Genomic DNA, 17,621 nt, shown 5'->3' on the forward strand with positions numbered 1-17,621 from the left:
GATTTCAGGACGCAGCGGCCTGGGGCACCGTGACTACCCGACCTGACGGGTCACCCGAACTCCCAGTTCGTGTCGCACCGTTGGCACGGCAGTACTTTCGCCGCACATCGCAGCGGAGGACGGAAGCCATGGACAGCGGTACAGCAAACATCCTGAGCCCGGGTGGCACTCGACTCGCGCCTGCCGGCGTCCGGTGGGACGCCATCAAAGTCGGCCGGTTCCACGCACTCCGGGCACTGGAACACCTGGAGCATCCGGGCGCCGTGGCCGTGGACCCGGCGCCGGCCGAGCCGGTCTTGTACTTCTTCGTGCCGGCGGGGAGTGCGGAGCGCTGGGAGACGCCCCAGACGACGGCGCTCGGCATCGCCACCCACATTATGCTGCCACCGGATCACAAAAGTTCGCCGCCCGGCCCGTACTGGCTGGTCCCGCCTTCGCGCGACCGCTTCCTCACTCAGACCAATACCTTGGCCTTGGCTCTGGCAGCCGGGATGGAATCGCAGGGCCAGAGCGACGCGCCAGATGCGCGTGCAGTCGACGTCACGCTCGGTCGGGGCACGGCACGCCGTCTCCTCGACGACGTGCAGGATCCCTCCGGCGACGAGCTGAAAGACGTCAGCCTCCTGCTGCACGGACACCTGTCGCTGCTCGTCCTTGAGGTCGAGCAGCGTACGCGGCTTCTCCCCGAAGACTCGGTGGCCCGCGAGGCGGCGCTCGCCGGAGTCGGCGAGGCACAGCGCCGTCTGGAGGAGCCAGTTCCTGGTGCGGCCCAGCCCACTGCACGCAAATACGCCCAGGACTTGGCGCGGTCCGTGGAAGCGCTGTGTACCCACCTTGATCACCTCGGAGCGAACGAGAACCGCTAGCGCACGGCACTCCCCATGTCCTCTGCCTCCGCCGGGTGCACCTCCCATATCCCCAACGGAGGCAGCTGCGTAGCTCTGCCGTGCCGCCTTGCGCCTGACCCCGCGCTCCCTCCACGCGCGCCCGACCCCCAGCTGCGAGGGCCCTCGGTGACCAGGCGCCGTCCCTGCCTCCTGCCTCACTCAGCCGCGAAGCCCACAGGCGAGCGCCGCGTGCCGGCGCATGACCGGCACAGTGCCGGCGTCCACATCTGCCGGCCGTGCGCTTCGCCACAGGCGCACAGGCTCCAGTCGTCCTCCCCGATGCGGTCGGCGACGGTGTCGACGAGCTCGACCAGCTCGTCGAGCAGGCCCACGGGTACGTCGGCCGCCCTGCCGTCGTGACGCTTCAAGCGCGGCGCCGATCTCCGGGCCTGTCCCGTCACTTCCGGGTGCTGCGTGAGTCAGGCGTGACCACCACCCGGCATGGCGGCAAGCACCGACTGATCTCACTTCGTCACGCGGACCTGGAGCGGCACTTTCCTGGATTGATCGGCCCTTCATCCGCGCGGCACGACCGCGGCCGCACTCGATCGCCGGGCGCCCTAATCCACAAGCCCCGCATGGTGCGCCAGGATCGCCGCCTGGACGCGGTTGGTGAGGGAGAGCTTCGACAGGATCCGGCTGATGTGGGTCTTTGCGGTGGCCTCGCTCACGTGCAGGGCCGCGGCGATGTCGGTATTGGAGAGGCCGCTGCTCAGGGCGATCAGGACCTCGCGCTCCTTTTCCGTCAGGGCCTCCAGGCGGCTGCGGGCCTCGGAACGGCGGCGCTGCCGCTCGGCGGAGGGGCCGTCGTCGTCCTCCGTGAAGCGGCGGATGAGGCGACGGGTCACCTGCGGGGAGAGCATCGCGTCGCCGCGGGCAGCGCTGCGCACCGCAGCGATCATGTCATCCGCGGTGGCGTCCTTCAGCAGGAAACCGACGGCCCCGTGACGTAGCGCTGTCTGCACGTATTCGTCCAGGTCGAAGGTGGTCAGCACGACGACGTGCGGCGGGCGGGGTGAGCGGGTGAGGCGCTCTGTGGCGGTCAGGCCGTCGGAGCGAGGCATCCGGATGTCCATCAGGACGACGTCCGGCTCCAGGGCGGCGGCCATCGACACCGCCGTAGTGCCGTCCGATGCCTCGCCCACCACTTCGATGTCGGGGGCGGACGTCATGATGGTGTTGAGCATGGAGCGCACCATCCATTCGTCGTCCACGATCAGGACCCGGGTCGTCGTCTCGCTCATCGCGTGGCTTCCATGTGGGTGGGCTGCTTCTGGAGTACGTCGTCCAGCGGGATCTCGGCGGCGATCTCGAAGCCGCCGTCCGGGGTCGGGCCTGCGGTGAGTTCGCCGCCGACGAGCCGTATCCGTTCGGCGATGCCGAGCAGGCCGTGGCCGCCGCTGGGCAGACCGGAGGGGTTGCCGCCGATACCGTGCTGGTTGATCACCGTGAGGTGCAGCAGGCGGCGCGTGCAGTGGACTCGGACGTGGGTTTCGGCGTCGGCGGCGTGCTTGTGGACGTTGGTCAGGGCCTCCTGCACCACCCGGTAGACGGCGTGCTCGATCAGGGCCGGCAGCTCGGGTGGGCGGTTGGTGCCATGCTCTCCGGTTAGTTCGAGGGTGGCCGGCGTCCCCAGGCTGCGGGAGTCGGCGATCAGGGTCTCCAGCTCGGCCAGGCCGGGCTGCGGGGCGAGCGGGGCCTCGGATTCGGTGTGCAGGACCTCCACCAGCGAGCGGAGCTCGGTCAGCGCCTCGCGACCGATGGCGCCGATCTGCTTGCCGATGTCGACGGCGGACGCGCCCTTGGTCGCCTCGAGCGCGGTCGCGTGCAGCACCATCAGGGCTACCCGGTGGGTGACGACGTCGTGCATGTCCCGGGCGATCTGGGCGCGTTCGTCGCTGCGGGCCTGCAGCACCCGCTGCTGCTGTTCGCGCTCGGCCCGCTCGGCGCGTTCCCGGAGCTCGGCCATGAGGCGGCGGCGGGCGCCCGTGTACAGGCCGAGCAGGGCCGGGAAGACGCAGATGCCCACGCTCATGATCGATGCGTCAAGGCCGCCGCCCCGCCAGATCGGCGGAGCGACCACCGTGACGGCGACCGTGGAGGCGACGGCGACCCGGCGCCAGGAAGCGGCGCGGTCGGCCAGGGTGTACTGCGCGAACACCACGGCGAACCAGGCCGAAAGGACCACATAGGCGCCGAGCGCGGCCAGCAGAAGCAGCACGGGACGGCGGTGGCGGAACCATGCCGCGAGGCCGACAAGCAGCCCGACCGGGATCGCCACGAAGAGCGGCGGGTGCGCGGGAAGGTAGTCGAACCTCGCGGAAATCCCGTCGCTGGTGGCCGTGGTCGCGGCGAGGACCAGCGCCACGAGGGCGCCCTCCACCGGACGCAGGCGTTGCCGGTGGCTCGAGAATGGGGCATCCCCTGCTCGAGCGAAGCCGAGAGCTTGGGGAAGGCTGTGCCATGTCATGGCTGCAGGCTAGCCGCGGTGCGGGAGGGCAGGCGTCGATCGATAGTTGTACGCAGCACTGCCCGGCCTGCAACTTTCCGCCGAGGAAGAGAGCGAGGATCGGCGGATGCCCGGCCGGTGCGGTGATCGCCACGCTGACGGCATGCCTGAGATCACCGAATCCACCAGAGCAGGGCGCCGCCACCTCCGGGTACTCGGCGACCAGATCGCCCGCGACCTCCGCCGGCCGCGCAGACGCCCACCACAGCCGCCGACGGCCGCAGCCCTCCGGTCGCAGGGCCGGGGGTGACGGCCATGTACGTCGCCGCATCCGGACTCGAGCTCGCGCTGGGCATCGTCCTGCTCCCCGCCTGGCTGATCGCCGCCGTCACGACGGGCCTGCAGCCAGGCCGCCGCACCGTCGGCCGCATGCGGCGGATGTCCCGTATCGCGCTGGTGCTGGTGGCCGTCGCCCTGCTGCTCACCGCGGCCCGGCTCGTCGTGTACGGGCTGCTTGCCCGCCAGGGGTGGGTGTTCGTCGGCGACCGGCGGCTGTTCACCACCTTCGTCACGCTGCTTCCGGCCGTGATCGCCACCACCGTCTGCACGGTGCCGTGGCTGGCATCCGCCGCCCGGATGAGGCTGTCCGACCCGGCTGCGCCGGTGCCGCTGGAGGAGCAGTCGCGCGCCCGGTCCCCGCGCCATGTCGTGCCGCCCCGGCTCGCGGCCTTCGGCGGCCTCGCCTGCTTCGCGCAGATGTTCCTGCCACCGGACCGGTCGTTCTGGATCAGCCTCGGCGCGTACGGGTTGATCACCGCCGCGGTCGCCGGGCTGCTGGTCTGGCGGGCCCACGCGCGGCTGCAACGCCTGTTCATGGGCCGTGAGATCCCCCGGCGACGGGCCCTGGCGGTCCGCCTTGGTACGGCTGTGGTGGTGCTCGGCACCGTGGTGGGGCTGGTCAATTACGGGATCGCCGGCAGCCGGCTTCCGCATACCTTCTCGATGATGAAGGGTGAGGCCGACTGGGGCGGCGGTGGCGCCGGGCAGCACCACAACATGGCCGGCGGCCACCACATGGCCTCTGGCACCGCTGGAGCCGACGAGGTCTCCGTCGACAAACTGCGCGGTCCCACAAGTGGTACGCCAGACCGGCGCTTCTCCCTCACCGCGCAGGCCAAGAAGGTAAAGCTGGCCTCCGGCAAGACGGTTGACGCCTGGACGTACAACGGCCAGGTCCCCGGCCCTCAACTGCGGGTCACCGAGGGCGATCTGGTCGAGATCAAGCTGCGCAACGAGCTGCCCGGCAAGACCCCTGTCACCATCCACTGGCACGGCGTCGACGTCCCCAACGGCGAGGACGGCGTGGCCGGCGCCACCCAGGACGCGGTGCTGCCCGGCAAGTCCTTCACCTACCGCTTCCGCGTGGAGGAGTCCGGCACCCGCTGGTACCACTCCCACCAGGCGGCTTCCGAGCAGGTCGACCGCGGACTCTTCGGCGCCCTGATCATCGAGCCGAAGAAGCAGACCCGGCCGGTGGACAAGGACGTCAGCGTCCTCGCCCACGACTGGCAGACCGACAAGGGCCTGGTGTCCGCGATCGGCGCCTTGGACGAGCTGGAGCGGCGCCGCGCCGAGCCGGGCGAGAAGGTGCGCGTACGGCTCGCCAACACCAGTGGCGGCACCCGCGAGTTCGCCGTCGACGGCGTCCCGTACAAGGTCACTGCCCTGGACGGCACGGACGTGAACAAGCCGACCGCGCTCAAGGGCAAGAAGCTGGTGCTCGGCGGCGGCAACCGGATGGACGTCGAGTTCACCATGCCCGACGGGCCGGTGCGGGTGACCGACGGCAGCGCGCCGGACGCGGGCATCGTGTACGCGCCGGACGGCAAGGGGGAGTTGAAAGCGGATCTGGGCGGCCCCGAATTCGATCCGTACAGCTACGGCAGCCCGAAGAGGACGGAATTCGGCCCGGACAGCGACTTCGACCGCGACTACCGGCTTGTCTTCGACGAGTGGCTGGGCTTCTACGACGGCAGCTTCGGGCTGAAGCAGACCATCAACGGCCGTGTCTTCCCGGATACCCCGATGCTGATGATCAAGGAGGGCGACCTGGCCCGCACCACCTTCATCAACCGCGGGAACGAGGACCATCCGATGCATCTACACGGCCACCACATGCTGGTGCTGAGCAAGAACGGCAAGCGCGCCTCCGGCAGCCCGATCTGGCAGGACACCGTGCTCGTCCGGCCGGGCGAGGAGGTCCAGGTCGCCTTCAAGGCCGACAACCCCGGCATCTGGATGGACCACTGCCACAACTTCTGGCACAGCAAGCTCGGCATGGTCATGCACCTCGCATACGACAACGTCACCACGCCCTACGAGATCGGCGGCCCCGTCGGCAACAAGCCCGAGTGAGGAGCCACCTCGACATCCGGTCCTGAAACCGGACCCCCTGCGCGACGTCATCGGCGTGGCCACCGCCGCCGACCGGCATCCCGACGGCGTCATCCGCATCACCTACGGCGCCCGGCCCCTCACCGCGGAGCCCTCACCTCTCCTTCCCCCTTCACAGAGGAGCGATCCGCATGACCACGACGCCCACCCCCGGTCGGCTGACCGGCGATTACGTCCTCGACACCGCTCGCACCCGCATCGGCTTCGTCGCCCGGCACACGATCGGGCCCAAGGGGTCCTGGCTGCAACTGGTATGACCAGGTGGAAGACCTCTCGGGCCGCCTCAGGGCTCCCCACCTCCTGACCACTTCAGCAGATCGCGGTATCCCGTCGTGGAGAGCGCCGCAGCGGCATGGGCATCCTGGTGCATGTCCCCTCCAGCACCACCTCCCCCGTAAGGGAGGGACGACGACGGGCCTACGGAGCAGGCGGCGTAATCGACATGATCGATGTGCGCATGGTCGATCTGGACATGCCAGTTCCGCTTCCGGTCCGATGACGTGTCGCGTTGCCGGTACCGGGCCGCGTCAGACGGTCAGAATCGTGAGACGCCACAATGATCGGCAGGCCCCTATCGGGACACGCCCCGCCGGCCCGCCACCCACAACGCACCGTCCCCGGCCAACGGCCGACACTGCGTGATCGAGACACTTCGGTCAGGCATGTCATGAGTCAGACCCCGGACCCGGGACAGCACCCGCTCATCCTCCCGCCCCTCACGACACCCGCACCCTGCGTGTTTCACATCGGCCTTGGCTCGCTGTGCATCGGGCAGACGGCACGCCCCTGTCCTGTCCCGCGAAGGGCGCTCCGCGGGCCGCGCCGGTCTGCGATGCCTGACGCAGCGGTCGGCTCTCATTCTTCCGCCGCCTCGCTTCCTCTCTTCTCTCTGTGGTTCGCCACCAGTTGAATGATCAGCAGGGCCAGGGCGATCACACCGACCATGACGGCAGCGATCATCTCTGCCGACGACAGGAGTTCGGTGAAACCGCTGTCGTCGGAAGGCTGCTAAGGGATGTACTTCTCGTCGGGTTCAGGCGTCGCGTCGGCGCGCGCGGACAGCACGCGGGCAAGCACAGCGGACACGTGGACACTCCAGTGTTGATGCTTGATGTGGAAGTGGTGCGGTGGAGTGCCGTCGTCGCCACGGCGCGCAGGGCTGCGCGCGGTAACCAGCGACACCCTCGCGGTGGGCTGGAGCGCCGGATGCGTCACCGCCCTTGCCCTCGCCATCGGCAGTGACCTCGCCGGACGTCTCGGCGTCTGCCAGGCCCCGAAATGCGATCGCGTCTACGTCGATGCCTCACGCAACGCCGCCCGTCAATTCTCCTCCACCACCTGCCAAAGCCGCGTCAAATCAGCCGCCCATCGGGCGCGTAGAGCAGGCAGGGAATGAGGCTCCATTCCTGGCCCGCAAACCGAGCCCTCAGTCTTGCGAAGTGATCCTCTTGGGCCACCAACCACCCGAACTCTTCGCACGATTCGGCTTCCTCGTCTCCTGGCTACGCCTTCGATCGTTCCCACGGCATCACCGGCGCGCACCGCACTTTTCGACCCTCCCGCGTCCCAAAGATCGCGCCCTGCCGAGAAAACAGCAGGGGGACGGTGACCGTGCAGCAGTCCTCTCTGGCCGTGGGGGTGGCGACGCCCGACACGCTCTTCCTGACGGTGCCGCCCGGGCTGGGCACGGGCAACGCGCTGGCGGCGATGTCGCTGGTGCAGCTCGGCTGGTGGCGGTGACAGGGCTGCTGTATCTGCGGGTCCCCGGGTGGTCGGCTGAGACGCGGGTGCTCGGCCGCGAGCTGGGCCCTACCGGGCGCGGCCGGCAGGGCAGCAGTGCCGGGACCGTGCGTCGCGGTCCGGGCCCTGGACCAGCGCGGACATCCCGAACTGGAACACGTCCAAGCCGTACGACTTCTGATCCCCACGCACTCTCACGGACAGCCCCGGACCGGTACGACGGTCCGGGGCTGTCTGCTGCGCGCCGCCGCAGGGTCGAGTCCAGCCTCCTCTGCCGGCTCGCGTCGTGCCCCGCCAGCGGCTTCTCGCCCGGCTCGATGCCGCCACCGGGCGGCTCCCAGAGCCATGTCCTCTCGAAGGAATCACGCCAGTGCAGAAGAAGCAGGCGATGGGCAGCGTCCAGACAGAGGACCCGGGCTGCGGGCCGCCTCACGCGGCTACGGCGGTGGGAAGAAAGTGCCGGGCGGTTCCTGCGCCGGCCTGGATGACGAGGTCCTTGCCGGTGGCGAACTCGGCTACGGCACCTTGCTGTTCGCTGGTGGGGCCCGAGTGGGCAACGCGGCGTTCTCCGGTCTTCAGCCCTCGGTGCGGAGCGGTACGTCCGTGACCGGAGAGTGGACGAGGCCACTGACAACGCTGCTGAAGAATTCGCACATGCGGCTTGGATTCGAACCAGGAGTACAGGAGTTGACTGATACATGCCTGGTGAAACGTTGACCCCGACTCCCGTGTACGAATGCAAGGAAAGGAGGTTCGATGCGGTCTGGCGCGTTGTCAGTGCCCGTTCCTAAGGGCCGTCCCGCAAATGATCTTCCGCAGTAGAGGCATGAGCCGTTGTCCGGGCTGGCGATCACACGTTCCGGTTGATGACTGACACCTACCCGCCCCTCATGTCAACGAAGGTTGACGTGCTCACTTTGTCAACATAGGTTGACGTGATGGGTAATCAAACGCTGCTTGCCTGCGGAATGGCCGCCGGCCCGCTCTTCACCGTCGCGTACCTACTGGAAGGCGCCAGCCGTGTGGACTACAAGCCCTTCCGCCATCCCGTCAGTTCGCTCGCCCTTGGCCGCGCCGGGTGGGCGCAGACCGTCAACTTCCTCTTCACGGGCTTACTGTCGCTGCTCTTCGCCGTGGGCCTGTGGCGCACTGGGCCTTCCCACTGGGGTGCACTGCTGATCGGCGTATGGGCGGTCGGTCTGCTGGGCGCAGGCGCCTGCCGCACGGATCCGGTGAGCGGTTACCCGGTCGGCACCCCCGATCAGCTTCAGCGCCCCACCCGCGTCGGGGCTCTGCATGACCTGTTCTCCCTCATCGGATTCCTCGCCCTTGCCGTGGCCTGTTTCGTCTTCGCCCTGTCCAACTCGCCGGGCTGGGCCCTCTACTCGATCGCGAGCGGTGTGCTCTTCGCAACCACGATGGCGCTGGCCAGTGCCGCGTTCAGCCAGCATCAACGCTGGGTGGATCTGGGCGGACTGATCCAGCGCGTCTCACTCACGATCGGCTGGACCTGGCAGACGCTGCTCGCCGTGCGCATTCTGCACACCTGACGGTCGTCTCATATCGCTGCCCACGACAGAGATGATCTTTCCATGGCTGGTGTGATCACGGCGTCGGAGCCGTCTTGGATAGGACCCTTCACCGGGCTGAGCCTGCGATGCTTCACCAAGTTGGTGAGCGCACTGCGGCGCGAGGGCGCAGACGCGGCCCGTAGAGGCCGGCCGTGGAGCCTTCCACTGGAGGACCGAGTCCTGCTCGTGACGGCCTACTGGCGCACGAACCTGACGATGCGGCAGCTCGCTCCGCTGTTCGGCATCTCAAAGTCCGCAGCTGACCGCGTCATCGACCACCTCGGCCCCAGGCTTGCGCTCCAGGCGCGCAAGCGATTCCGCAAGGACACCGTACTCATCGTGGACGGCACGCTCGTACCCACCCGGGACCACACCGTCGCCGAGCAGTCGAAGAATTACCGGTTCTCCACCAACCACCAGGTCGTGATCGACGCCGACACCCGCCTGATCGTCATGGTCGGCCGACCGCTTCCCGGCAACCGCGCCGACTGCAAGGCATGGACGGAATCCGGCGCCAAGGCCGCTGTCGGCAGGACCACCACGATCGCCGACGGCGGCTATCCAGGCACAGGACTCGTCCTGCCACATCGCCGGCGCAAAGGCGAAGAACTGCCCGACTGGAAGCAGGCACACAATAGGTCCCACAAACAGGTCCGGGCCCGCGTCGAGCATGTCTTCGCCCGGATGAAGGGCTGGAAGATCCTGCGCGACTGCCGCCTCAAAGGCGACGGCGTCCACCACGCCATGCTCGGCATTGCCCGCCCGCACAACCTCGCCCTCGCCGGATAGGCGAGCAAGCCGCGCCAGGGGGACCCGCGTCCAACACGAGTCGAAGATCAATTGCGGGACAGCCCTTAGCCTAATGTGTTATGGCAAACGGCGTGTGGCACACCGGCTACCACATCAAGATCGAATTGACGCATGCGGATCTCGGGCACCCGGACCAGCCCGGTCTGCTGGACGAGATAGCCCTGCCCATCGAGCAGCGCGACCGTGAGCTGCTGCAGTGTCTGCAGCATCACGACACCGGCATCTGCCGGGCACACGGACGCGTCCGGCCTGCACACCTTCCCCGAAGTACCCCAGCGCATCTTCCGCATCCCCCGCGCCGGCCCCAGCGCCTCACAGCCACCCCAGAACAGCGGGTGGCCGCCGTGGAACGCTATGGCTGTCCCATCTGGCATATCGGCCCGTGCGCCGGCTGCGGTACACCGATCCACCGCTACGGCCCCGGCTCCGCCCACGCCTGCGCCGCCTGCCGCAGGCGAGTTCGCTAGGCTCCTGGTCCTCCACGCTCCTGCGTTGCTAAAACGCTGCGGCCTCGTCCTTGATGAGGATCTTTGAATTCGACTCTGGCTGGAGTCCCATGAATGATCTTGTGGCCGAATCCTAGGCTGCTCGACCCTTCAGCTCGTCGTAGACGGCGAAGGGGTCCTGCTGGCACAGGTAGTCGAAGTGCCAGTGGACGACTCCGTCGCCGTCAGCAAGCGAAGCCAGTTCGGAATCCCAGTGCGTGAGGAGCAAGGGCTCGTTCCACTGCTGTGCGACCACAGCGATCGCGGAACCGGCACTGGTCAGAACCCAGGTGGCATCAGCCTTTACGATCGCGGTACCGGTACTGGTCGTGATCTGTTCGGCGATCGAGGCGAGGTAGCCGCTCTTGGCGACCGTGGCGACCACCTCCTGGAGCGGCATCCCGGCGGGTAGATCCCTGGTGTCCTCGTGCGGAGCGTCGTGATCGTCGCCTGCCGCGACACTGGCCCTGGTCAAATAGATCTTCATGATCCGGAGCATAGGCCGACGCCGACGGACCTTCGGTCAGAGCCAATTTCAAGGAGCCTCATCATCCTTGACCGTGCCCCTAAGCCGGTACCGGTCTCCGAACGAGCAGTGCCGCCACTCGGTCCCGCCCGGACGTTGGCTGACGCTCAGCTCGCCCCGCCTACGGCCCTGGCGTGGCCCAGTCACACCAACATCGATCCTCATTGGTTCGAGCGGCGTGAAAGCGTCCGAGCGAGTAACCACCAAGGCTACGAAGCAATATCCAACTGGGCGACGTCCGGCGTGCCGAACAGGTCGTCGGTGGCCCGGCGCCCGCTTGGCGGCCACCTCCACCGCGAGGCGGCTTTGCCCGCCCCACCGGTGCCAGTCAGCGTCAGCAGGCGCGTCCGCGCCAGCCGGGGGCAGATCTCAGTGACCTCTTGCCGACGGCCCACGAAACTCGTCAGTGGTGTAGGGAGATTGTTGGCTCCCCCGGAAGCCACCATGTCGGACAGCACTGCACGGCGTGCTCACGGCGAGCATAGGACCGGTATCCGCACGGGACAATGGAGAGCGGGCCCTGCCCGATCGGCGCGGCCTGCGGCGGATGCCGGTGCTGGTACCGGAGGGCCCATTGGGGAACTCTGCCGCGCCCAGTCGTGCCAGTGCCGGGGGAAAGGAGGAAGCTGGGTCGTTGGACTGAGCCGAGCCGCTACTACCTGTTCAACAGTCAGGCCCGTAGCACTGTGCAAATTTGCCCCGTGGAGCCAGGAGTCGGTGAGCTTCGCCCATTTATTCGCCCATTTAATCGCGCGTCGATGAAGTCCGCTCCAGTAAGCGTGGCGCGGGTCAGGTCCGTTCCAACGAGCCCAATGTTGCGGAGACTTGGCAGCTTCCCACTGCTGAGCGAAGGCCATCATCCTCCCGCAGGCGGCTTCCCACCAGATGTCGTTCCGGCAGCGCCGATGAGCGCAGCCGCAATGACCGCACCCTCACTTGGATGTCCTGTAACCATCAAGATCGCCGCCACAACTGCGGATATCAGGGCACCCAGGACGACCAGCCGTCGCCAGCGCGGAGTGTGATCGCCTGAGCCGGCGCAGGACCTGACGGGGCAGGGTCACCAGCAGAGCGGCGAGGAACGCCCGGTCTTCGGGAGCGAGCTTCACCCGTTCCGTACCGAGCTGCCGCTCCAGGACGGCGAGTTGATGGCGCAGGGCGAGGATCTCCGCGTGCTTGTCGCGGTCGCTCATCGGCAGCAATCGCAGCTCGGCGAACATATTGGTGACGGTCAGGTAGCCGAGACGAAGCAGCGCAAGTGCTCATCCTGCCGCACAACCGACCAGGCTCCGAAGCTGCATGGATGACATTTCCGGCAGGCGCAGTGTTCACCGCACTGTGGGCGCACGGCCTCGCGCGCCACGGTCATGCTCGGATGAGGCCGCCCCGGAAGTGCTGCGGTACCGGGGCGAAGCGGCAGGCCATGGTGACGGTGTCGGCGTTCGGGACGGTGAGGTGGTAGCGGGTGCACATCAGATAGCACAGTGCCATCAGTTGGGAGGTGCCGATGTCTGCGCCGATGCACTTCTTCGGTGCCCAGCCGAACGGTACGTAGCACGTCCGGTCGGCCGGACCGTGCGGTGCGCCGGGCAGGAAGCGGTCGGGGTCGAAGATGTCGGCCTGCTTCCAGAACCGGTGATCGCGGTGGATCATGTGCGGGCTGACCAGGTAGCTCTGCCCCTTCTCCAGCCGGGTGGCGCCGACGTCGGACGAGACCCGTGCACGCCGCACCAGCAGGAGCGGAGGGCTCCACATGCGCAGGACTTCCTTGACGAACCGGTGGGTGACCGGTGCCGCCTTGCTCGGTGCGGCGCAGAACTCGACCGGGTCCACGCTGTGCAGTTCGAGGTCGAGCTGCTGTGCCCACTGCGGATTGCGGACGAATTCGTAGAGCACACTCGCGGCCGCGGAGCCGGGCGGTCCGCCGATCGCGGTGAGCACGGTGGTGACGACGTCGAGCGCACGGTCCATGCCGAGTTCGGGGAGCATGTCGACGATGGGGTCGGTGAGGTCCAGTTCGCGGGCGCGGCGGCCCGAGGCGCGGTCGCGCAGGACGCTTCGTACGACGAGGCCGGCACGGATCTGAATGGCGGCGAAGCGTGCGTGATGGCGCAGTCCGCGGCCGGGGTGGCGGTCGATCAGGCGTAGCAGTTTCTGATGCAAGTCCTGTGTGATGCGGGCTGACTCGCCGGCGGTGAGACCGGACAGCGCGACCGGCAGGATGGACTGCACGGCGATGTCCTGGGCGAGCAGGACGAGGTCGATGTCGTCGCCGAGCTGGGCGTCGATGATCCGTTCCATCCGTGTGATCATTTCGGCGGTGTGCTCGCCGGTGGTGAGTGTGTGCAGTTGGGTGAGCCAGACGGTGCGTATGCGGGTCCACGGGACCTCTGTGCTGTGGCGGCGCCGGATCATGTCGACGAGTCGGTCGGTCATGACCAGGCCGTTCCAGTTCGCACGGCTCACCAGGCGTGCCGCGTCCGGTTCGAACACGGCGAGCAGATCGTCTTCCAGCCAGAAGATGCCGCCCTCGGCCGCGCTGCGCAGCCGCAGATCGTGCAGGAAGTCCTCGCCGTGATGCGGTGTGGTCATGGCACTGCCTCTCACGGCCGGTATGGGCGGCCGCCGGTCGGGGGCCGCCCACACCGATTCCGATCAGATGTGGTGGTAGACGTACCAGAAGTGGACCCCGCCGTAACCGGACCGGATGTTGAGGACCGATTTGGCCGTGCGTATGAGCTTCCTCATGTCATTCACCTCCTCTCTTGGCCGACGGCTCGCTGGTGCAGCTCCGCGGTGAAACGAGGCGGGGCCAGCGCGGGCCCCACCTGGGGGCAGCCGCCGTCGCTCGCGCTGATCGAGATGTGCCAGTCGCGGGTGATGACGCGGATCAGGTCCTGAAGGAGCGTCATCGTCACGGTCGCCCCGGCGCAGGTGTGCGGGCCGAACCCGAACGGCATGTAGGCCGGTTCGCGAGGAGGTGCCGCCCAGCGACTGGGTATGAACTCGTTCGGGCGCTCCCAGTGCTGAGGGTTGCGGTGGACGAGGTACAGGCACACGTTCACCTCATCGTGCGGGCCGGCCGTGACGCCGGACAGTTCGTGTGTGCGGCTCGGCGTGCGGGCGAACAGCCAGGCCACCGGCCACAGTCGCAGGGCCTCCCGGACGATCCAGGCTGGTTCGTCGCCGGTGGTGGACGGGTGCGTACCGGCGAGATAGACCGACCAGCCGAGGGCAAAGCCGATCGAGCCGACCGTGGCGAACAGGAACGACAGGTAGACCTCGGCCACCTGGCCGGGATCCGCCGACAGCCCGGCGCCGATGACGGCAACGTCCAGCAGATCGTGTGGTTCGAGGAGGCCGGCGCCGCGGCGTGCCTCGATGTTCTGGATCAGGAGGTGCATCGCCCTGCGGCGGAATCGCAGGCGGGACAGGACCGCATGGCGCTCTCGCGCGCCGGCCAGTACCGCGCGGGCGATGATGCCGTCGACCACTGCGTGGAGTTCTGCGGGAGCGTCCGGGCGCAGGATTACATCCTGCAGGTGCTCGTGGATCAGCAGGTTGCCCGCATCCGGCCAGGTGCTGGCGGGTGTGAGCCGCGTGCCGACCAGGCGGGGCAGGTCCGCGCGGCGGGCATCCAGGTGGTGGCGTATCAGATCACGTGCCGCGCGACCGATTTCGGCTTGGGCTGTTCTGGGGCCGAAGACCCCGGTGCGGGTGTGGAAGAAGTCGGAGGTCTCCTTGAAAGCGCCCTGCCGATTGCCCAGCACATCACGGGCCACCTGCGGGCTTGCCACGCAGAGCCGGCCAGACGCCGAGCGCCACACATCCTGGGTGCCTTCGAACTCTGCCGCCAGGAATTGCAGTGGATCATGCTGATAGGCGGCCGCGCTGCGGTGCCTTCGAGCCGCTCTGCCGTCGGCCGGCCAAGCCATGGCATCCCCCTCGATCGAGCAGGTAGCCAGGGCCGCCGAGACGGTTGGCCGGGCCCGGCGCGCGAGGCCGTTCACACCCCGAAGCCGCCGGACCGCTCACGAGACAGCCTCCTCCGCAGGGAGCGTCCTGTGAAGGCGTCAGCCATATGAAGGCCGTGAGTGACGTACTTGCCAGATGACGTACGGCTGCCGCCGCAGTGGCCACCTGACCGGCAAGGGCAGGTCAGGCGTGTGTACGAGCTGAGCGACACACGTACTCAGTTGGTGTCGCGCCGGTGCAGCAGGACGGTTCCGACGACCAGAACGACTGCGGTGTAACCGCCGAAGACGAGCGCCTCCTGTGTCCTGGTCAGAGCGACGGCGATCGATTCGGGGGTGGCCGTGTCGGAGTCGATGCCGAGAAGGGCGTCGCCCGCCAGGAAGGGCAGGAAGCGGGAGATCTGTGGGGACAGGAAGAGGTTGAGCAGGTTCTCGACAACGAAGCCCCACACCAGGAGACCGGAGATCGCAACGGCGCCATGGCGGACGATCATGCCGATGCCCAGGCCGAGGACGGCGGCGAGCGCGGTGAATGACAGTGAGCCTTTTCCAACCTCACGCTGATGCGTAGTGAAGGACGAGGACGGCCTTCACCATATTGGTGATTCGGTTGGTGCTGCAGCGCAGCTTCCGCAGGAGGCGCCAGCCCTTGAGGGTGGCCATGGCCCGCTCGCCGAGGCAGCGGATATTGGCATGGGTGGTGTTGTGACGGCGCTTCCAACGTTTGAGGCGGCAGCCCCGAAACGGAGCCCGGACGGGTCCGCCGGCGCCTTGATACGCCTTGTCCGCCCAGCATTTGAGTCGTGCATCGGCGAGGGCTTCGATGATGCCGTGCTGTCGTGCGGCGGTCAGGTCGTGAGTCGAGCCGGACAGAGCCGGCGAGGCCCAGAGCAGTCGTCCGAACGGATCGGTGAGGACCTGGACGTTCATGCCGTGGCGTTTGTGTTTCCCGGAGTAGTACGGGGTGTCGGCGGCGATGCGGTCGATCGGCAGCAGGGCGCCGTCGAGGAAGGCGCCGCCACCGCGTCCCGATCTCCTGCCGCCTGGCTGTCAGTTGCCCGGTCAGGAACCGCAGGGTGCGGCGGGACAGATCAATCGAGGACAGGTAGACAAGCACGCGAAGCTCCTGGCGAACACAGGTGATCTTGGTCGAGAGCCCGTCTACCAGGAGCTTCGTCGTTGCGCAGGACAGTCCAACTCACGGTCGGCACCGCCAGCTTGAAAAGGGCTCAGTCTCAGTAGTTCTCACTGTGTTCGCGTCAGTCCGTGGACGTCCGGCTACGTCCACACACGCTCACCGCAACTTGGCCGAAATTCGGCAGCACAGCTGCGCTGTCCCCCGTCGGCCTGTCCGATGAGGTGGAAGACCTCCCGAGCCTCATAGCGCTTGAGGCAACGAACGATTTCACGACGGTCTTGCTCTCCTTGATCCGGCGCTCGTAGTAGCCCTGGGTGCGTGGATCGACCCGCAGACGCGTGAACACGATGCGATGCAGCGCGGCATTGGCCTGCCTGTCGCCGCCGCGGTTGAGGCGACGGAACTGCCGGCGCCCCGAGGAACGCTCGACCGGACTGACCCCGCACAGCGCGGCGAAGGACGCCTCGCTGCCCGGCCGTTCCGGGTTGTCCCCCACCGCGATCAGCAGAGCAACAGCCGTGTCCGGGCCGATCCCCACCACCTCCAACAGCTGCGGGGCATGACCTTCCACGAGCCGGGCCAGACGAGCGTCCACATCCCGGATCTGCTCGGAAGGTTGCCCGATCCGGCCAGCCAACAGCCTCAGCGTGATCCGCGTGGCCTGCAAAACCGACTCCCCGCCGACCTCCTCGCGACTGCTCAGATCGGCGAACCCCGCACAGGTACGGAAGAGTTCGGCATTGCACAGCCCTTCCAGTTCTTCCCGTAGGGCGGGGTCGGCAGTAATGAGGACAGCCTTGAGCTGATTGATGGCCGGCGTGCGGGCTTTGACGGCCGACACCTTCGTGAGCTTGTACATCCTCGCGATCTGCACGGCCCGTCGCCCGCCTTGGCCCGGGCTCGCGCCCGCCCGCTCGGCACGGCTCGCGGGGGGCTCTGCGCATCGAGCGGATCCGACTTGCCGCGCCGACGGCGATCCGCCCGGTCCATCCGGTTCACGTCTAACACGTCCACACCCTGCGCCAGCAGATAGCGCGACAGGGACGCCCCGTAGGAGCCGGTCCCTTCCACACCAGCCCGCCTGACGGCTCCCGACTTCTTGGCCCACTTCAGCAGATCCCGGTAACCGGCTGCCGTGGCCGGGAACTCGTCGGTGGCCAGCACTGCCCCCGTCACGGAGAGCACCGCACCCACATGCGCATCCCGGTGCGTGTCCACTCCCAACACCACCTCCCCCGCAGGACGGCGACGGCGGGCCTGCGGAGCGAGCGACGTACTGGGCACCGTCGAAGTCGACATGCCCGTTCCCCTTCCGGTCCGACGACGCGTCTCGTCGCCGGTACCGGGCCGCGTCAGACCGTCAGAATCGTGAGAACGCCACAACCATCGGCAGGCCCCTATCGGGACACACCCCGCCAGCCCGGCACCGACAACGCACCATCCCCGACCAACAGCCGACACTGGAAATTCAGACGCTCCGGTCAGAGATGTCATGAGTCAGACCCAGACCCGGGACAGCACCCACCCATCCTCCCGCCCGCCACAGCATTCCCACACGGAAACAGGCAGCATGCTCAGTCCCAGCCC

At 67.9% G+C, this 17,621-nt stretch carries 18 protein-coding genes and 3 pseudogenes; 7 read left to right on the plus strand and 14 right to left on the minus strand.

The genetic code is table 11. The features are described 5' to 3' along the window. The first annotated feature begins 128 nt into the window (after window positions 1-128). Window positions 129-866 carry a DUF6415 family natural product biosynthesis protein gene (locus AB0G47_RS38640; RefSeq protein WP_360780075.1) on the plus strand — a complete coding sequence of 246 codons (738 nt, stop codon included), beginning with the start codon at window positions 129-131 and terminating at the stop codon, window positions 864-866. A gap of 176 nt (window positions 867-1,042) precedes the next feature. On the opposite strand, the gene AB0G47_RS38645 is transcribed toward AB0G47_RS38640, so the two are convergent. The 3 genes from AB0G47_RS38645 to AB0G47_RS38655 form a co-directional block, all read right to left on the minus strand. Continuing rightward, on the minus strand, window positions 1,043-1,255 hold the full coding sequence (locus AB0G47_RS38645) for a hypothetical protein (RefSeq protein ID WP_360780078.1): 213 nt from the start codon (window positions 1,253-1,255) through the stop codon (window positions 1,043-1,045). A 192-nt stretch (window positions 1,256-1,447) separates the two neighbouring features. Next, complete coding sequence (locus tag AB0G47_RS38650; protein WP_360780081.1) at window positions 1,448-2,131, minus strand: response regulator transcription factor; 684 nt, start codon at window positions 2,129-2,131, stop codon at window positions 1,448-1,450. Next, complete coding sequence (locus AB0G47_RS38655; protein ID WP_360780084.1) at window positions 2,128-3,270, minus strand: histidine kinase; 1,143 nt, start codon at window positions 3,268-3,270, stop codon at window positions 2,128-2,130. Before AB0G47_RS38655 ends, AB0G47_RS38650 begins: the two co-directional genes overlap by 4 nt. Window positions 3,271-3,651: 381 nt before the next feature. On the opposite strand from AB0G47_RS38655, the gene AB0G47_RS38660 reads away from it, so the two are divergent. From AB0G47_RS38660 to AB0G47_RS38675, 4 genes are all read left to right on the plus strand, one after another. Next, the gene (locus AB0G47_RS38660) at window positions 3,652-5,751 is read left to right on the plus strand and encodes a multicopper oxidase family protein (RefSeq protein ID WP_360780086.1); all 2,100 of its coding nucleotides are present in this window, start codon (window positions 3,652-3,654) and stop codon (window positions 5,749-5,751) included. Between the two features lie 170 nt (window positions 5,752-5,921). Continuing rightward, the gene (locus AB0G47_RS38665; protein WP_360780088.1) at window positions 5,922-6,047 is read left to right on the plus strand and encodes a hypothetical protein; all 126 of its coding nucleotides are present in this window, start codon (window positions 5,922-5,924) and stop codon (window positions 6,045-6,047) included. Window positions 6,048-6,901: 854 nt separating this feature from the next. Continuing rightward, on the plus strand, window positions 6,902-7,186 hold the full coding sequence (locus tag AB0G47_RS38670) for a CGNR zinc finger domain-containing protein (RefSeq protein WP_360780219.1): 285 nt from the start codon (window positions 6,902-6,904) through the stop codon (window positions 7,184-7,186). Between the two features lie 215 nt (window positions 7,187-7,401). Then, window positions 7,402-7,530: a hypothetical protein gene (locus AB0G47_RS38675; protein WP_360780091.1), complete on the plus strand. Its 129-nt coding sequence runs from the start codon at window positions 7,402-7,404 to the stop codon at window positions 7,528-7,530. 355 nt (window positions 7,531-7,885) lie between these two features. Here AB0G47_RS38675 and AB0G47_RS38680 read toward each other — a convergent pair. Then, window positions 7,886-8,230, minus strand: a pseudogene (locus AB0G47_RS38680) (hypothetical protein); the annotation flags it as partial. A 238-nt stretch (window positions 8,231-8,468) separates the two neighbouring features. Between AB0G47_RS38680 and AB0G47_RS38685 the strand changes: the two are divergent. Together AB0G47_RS38685 and AB0G47_RS38690 are read left to right on the plus strand one after the other, a co-directional pair. Then, window positions 8,469-9,080: a DUF998 domain-containing protein gene (locus tag AB0G47_RS38685; RefSeq protein WP_360780093.1), complete on the plus strand. Its 612-nt coding sequence runs from the start codon at window positions 8,469-8,471 to the stop codon at window positions 9,078-9,080. Window positions 9,081-9,122: 42 nt separating this feature from the next. Next, window positions 9,123-9,890, plus strand: a complete 768-nt coding sequence (locus tag AB0G47_RS38690; RefSeq protein WP_360780095.1) for a transposase — start codon at window positions 9,123-9,125, stop codon at window positions 9,888-9,890. A 65-nt stretch (window positions 9,891-9,955) separates the two neighbouring features. On the opposite strand, the gene AB0G47_RS38695 is transcribed toward AB0G47_RS38690, so the two are convergent. The 10 genes and pseudogenes from AB0G47_RS38695 to AB0G47_RS38740 form a co-directional block, all read right to left on the minus strand. Beyond that, window positions 9,956-10,120: a hypothetical protein gene (locus AB0G47_RS38695; protein ID WP_360780097.1), complete on the minus strand. Its 165-nt coding sequence runs from the start codon at window positions 10,118-10,120 to the stop codon at window positions 9,956-9,958. A 370-nt stretch (window positions 10,121-10,490) separates the two neighbouring features. Continuing rightward, entirely contained in the window at window positions 10,491-10,883 is a 393-nt protein-coding gene (locus AB0G47_RS38700; RefSeq protein ID WP_360780100.1) for a hypothetical protein, read from the minus strand. Between the two features lie 709 nt (window positions 10,884-11,592). After that, entirely contained in the window at window positions 11,593-11,754 is a 162-nt protein-coding gene (locus AB0G47_RS38705; protein WP_360780222.1) for a pentapeptide repeat-containing protein, read from the minus strand. Between the two features lie 100 nt (window positions 11,755-11,854). After that, a complete protein-coding gene (locus tag AB0G47_RS38710; RefSeq protein WP_360780103.1) occupies window positions 11,855-12,142 on the minus strand; it encodes a hypothetical protein in 288 nt (95 codons plus the stop codon). A gap of 145 nt (window positions 12,143-12,287) precedes the next feature. After that, window positions 12,288-13,514: a cytochrome P450 gene (locus tag AB0G47_RS38715; RefSeq protein ID WP_360780105.1), complete on the minus strand. Its 1,227-nt coding sequence runs from the start codon at window positions 13,512-13,514 to the stop codon at window positions 12,288-12,290. A 161-nt stretch (window positions 13,515-13,675) separates the two neighbouring features. Continuing rightward, the gene (locus AB0G47_RS38720) at window positions 13,676-14,932 is read right to left on the minus strand and encodes a cytochrome P450 (protein WP_360780108.1); all 1,257 of its coding nucleotides are present in this window, start codon (window positions 14,930-14,932) and stop codon (window positions 13,676-13,678) included. A 182-nt stretch (window positions 14,933-15,114) separates the two neighbouring features. Beyond that, window positions 15,115-15,390 (minus strand): hypothetical protein, encoded by a 276-nt coding sequence (locus AB0G47_RS38725; RefSeq protein ID WP_360780110.1) that lies wholly within the window; start codon window positions 15,388-15,390, stop codon window positions 15,115-15,117. A 61-nt stretch (window positions 15,391-15,451) separates the two neighbouring features. After that, window positions 15,452-16,013 (minus strand): annotated as a pseudogene (locus AB0G47_RS38730) (transposase family protein). A 142-nt stretch (window positions 16,014-16,155) separates the two neighbouring features. Further along, window positions 16,156-16,908 (minus strand): transposase, encoded by a 753-nt coding sequence (locus AB0G47_RS38735; protein ID WP_360780113.1) that lies wholly within the window; start codon window positions 16,906-16,908, stop codon window positions 16,156-16,158. A gap of 122 nt (window positions 16,909-17,030) precedes the next feature. Then, window positions 17,031-17,528 (minus strand): annotated as a pseudogene (locus tag AB0G47_RS38740) (transposase); the annotation flags it as partial. Between the last annotated feature and the right edge of the window lie 93 nt (window positions 17,529-17,621).

This window comes from Streptomyces sp. NPDC021622 (genome assembly GCF_040640795.1).
Lineage (GTDB): Bacteria > Actinomycetota > Actinomycetes > Streptomycetales > Streptomycetaceae > Streptomyces.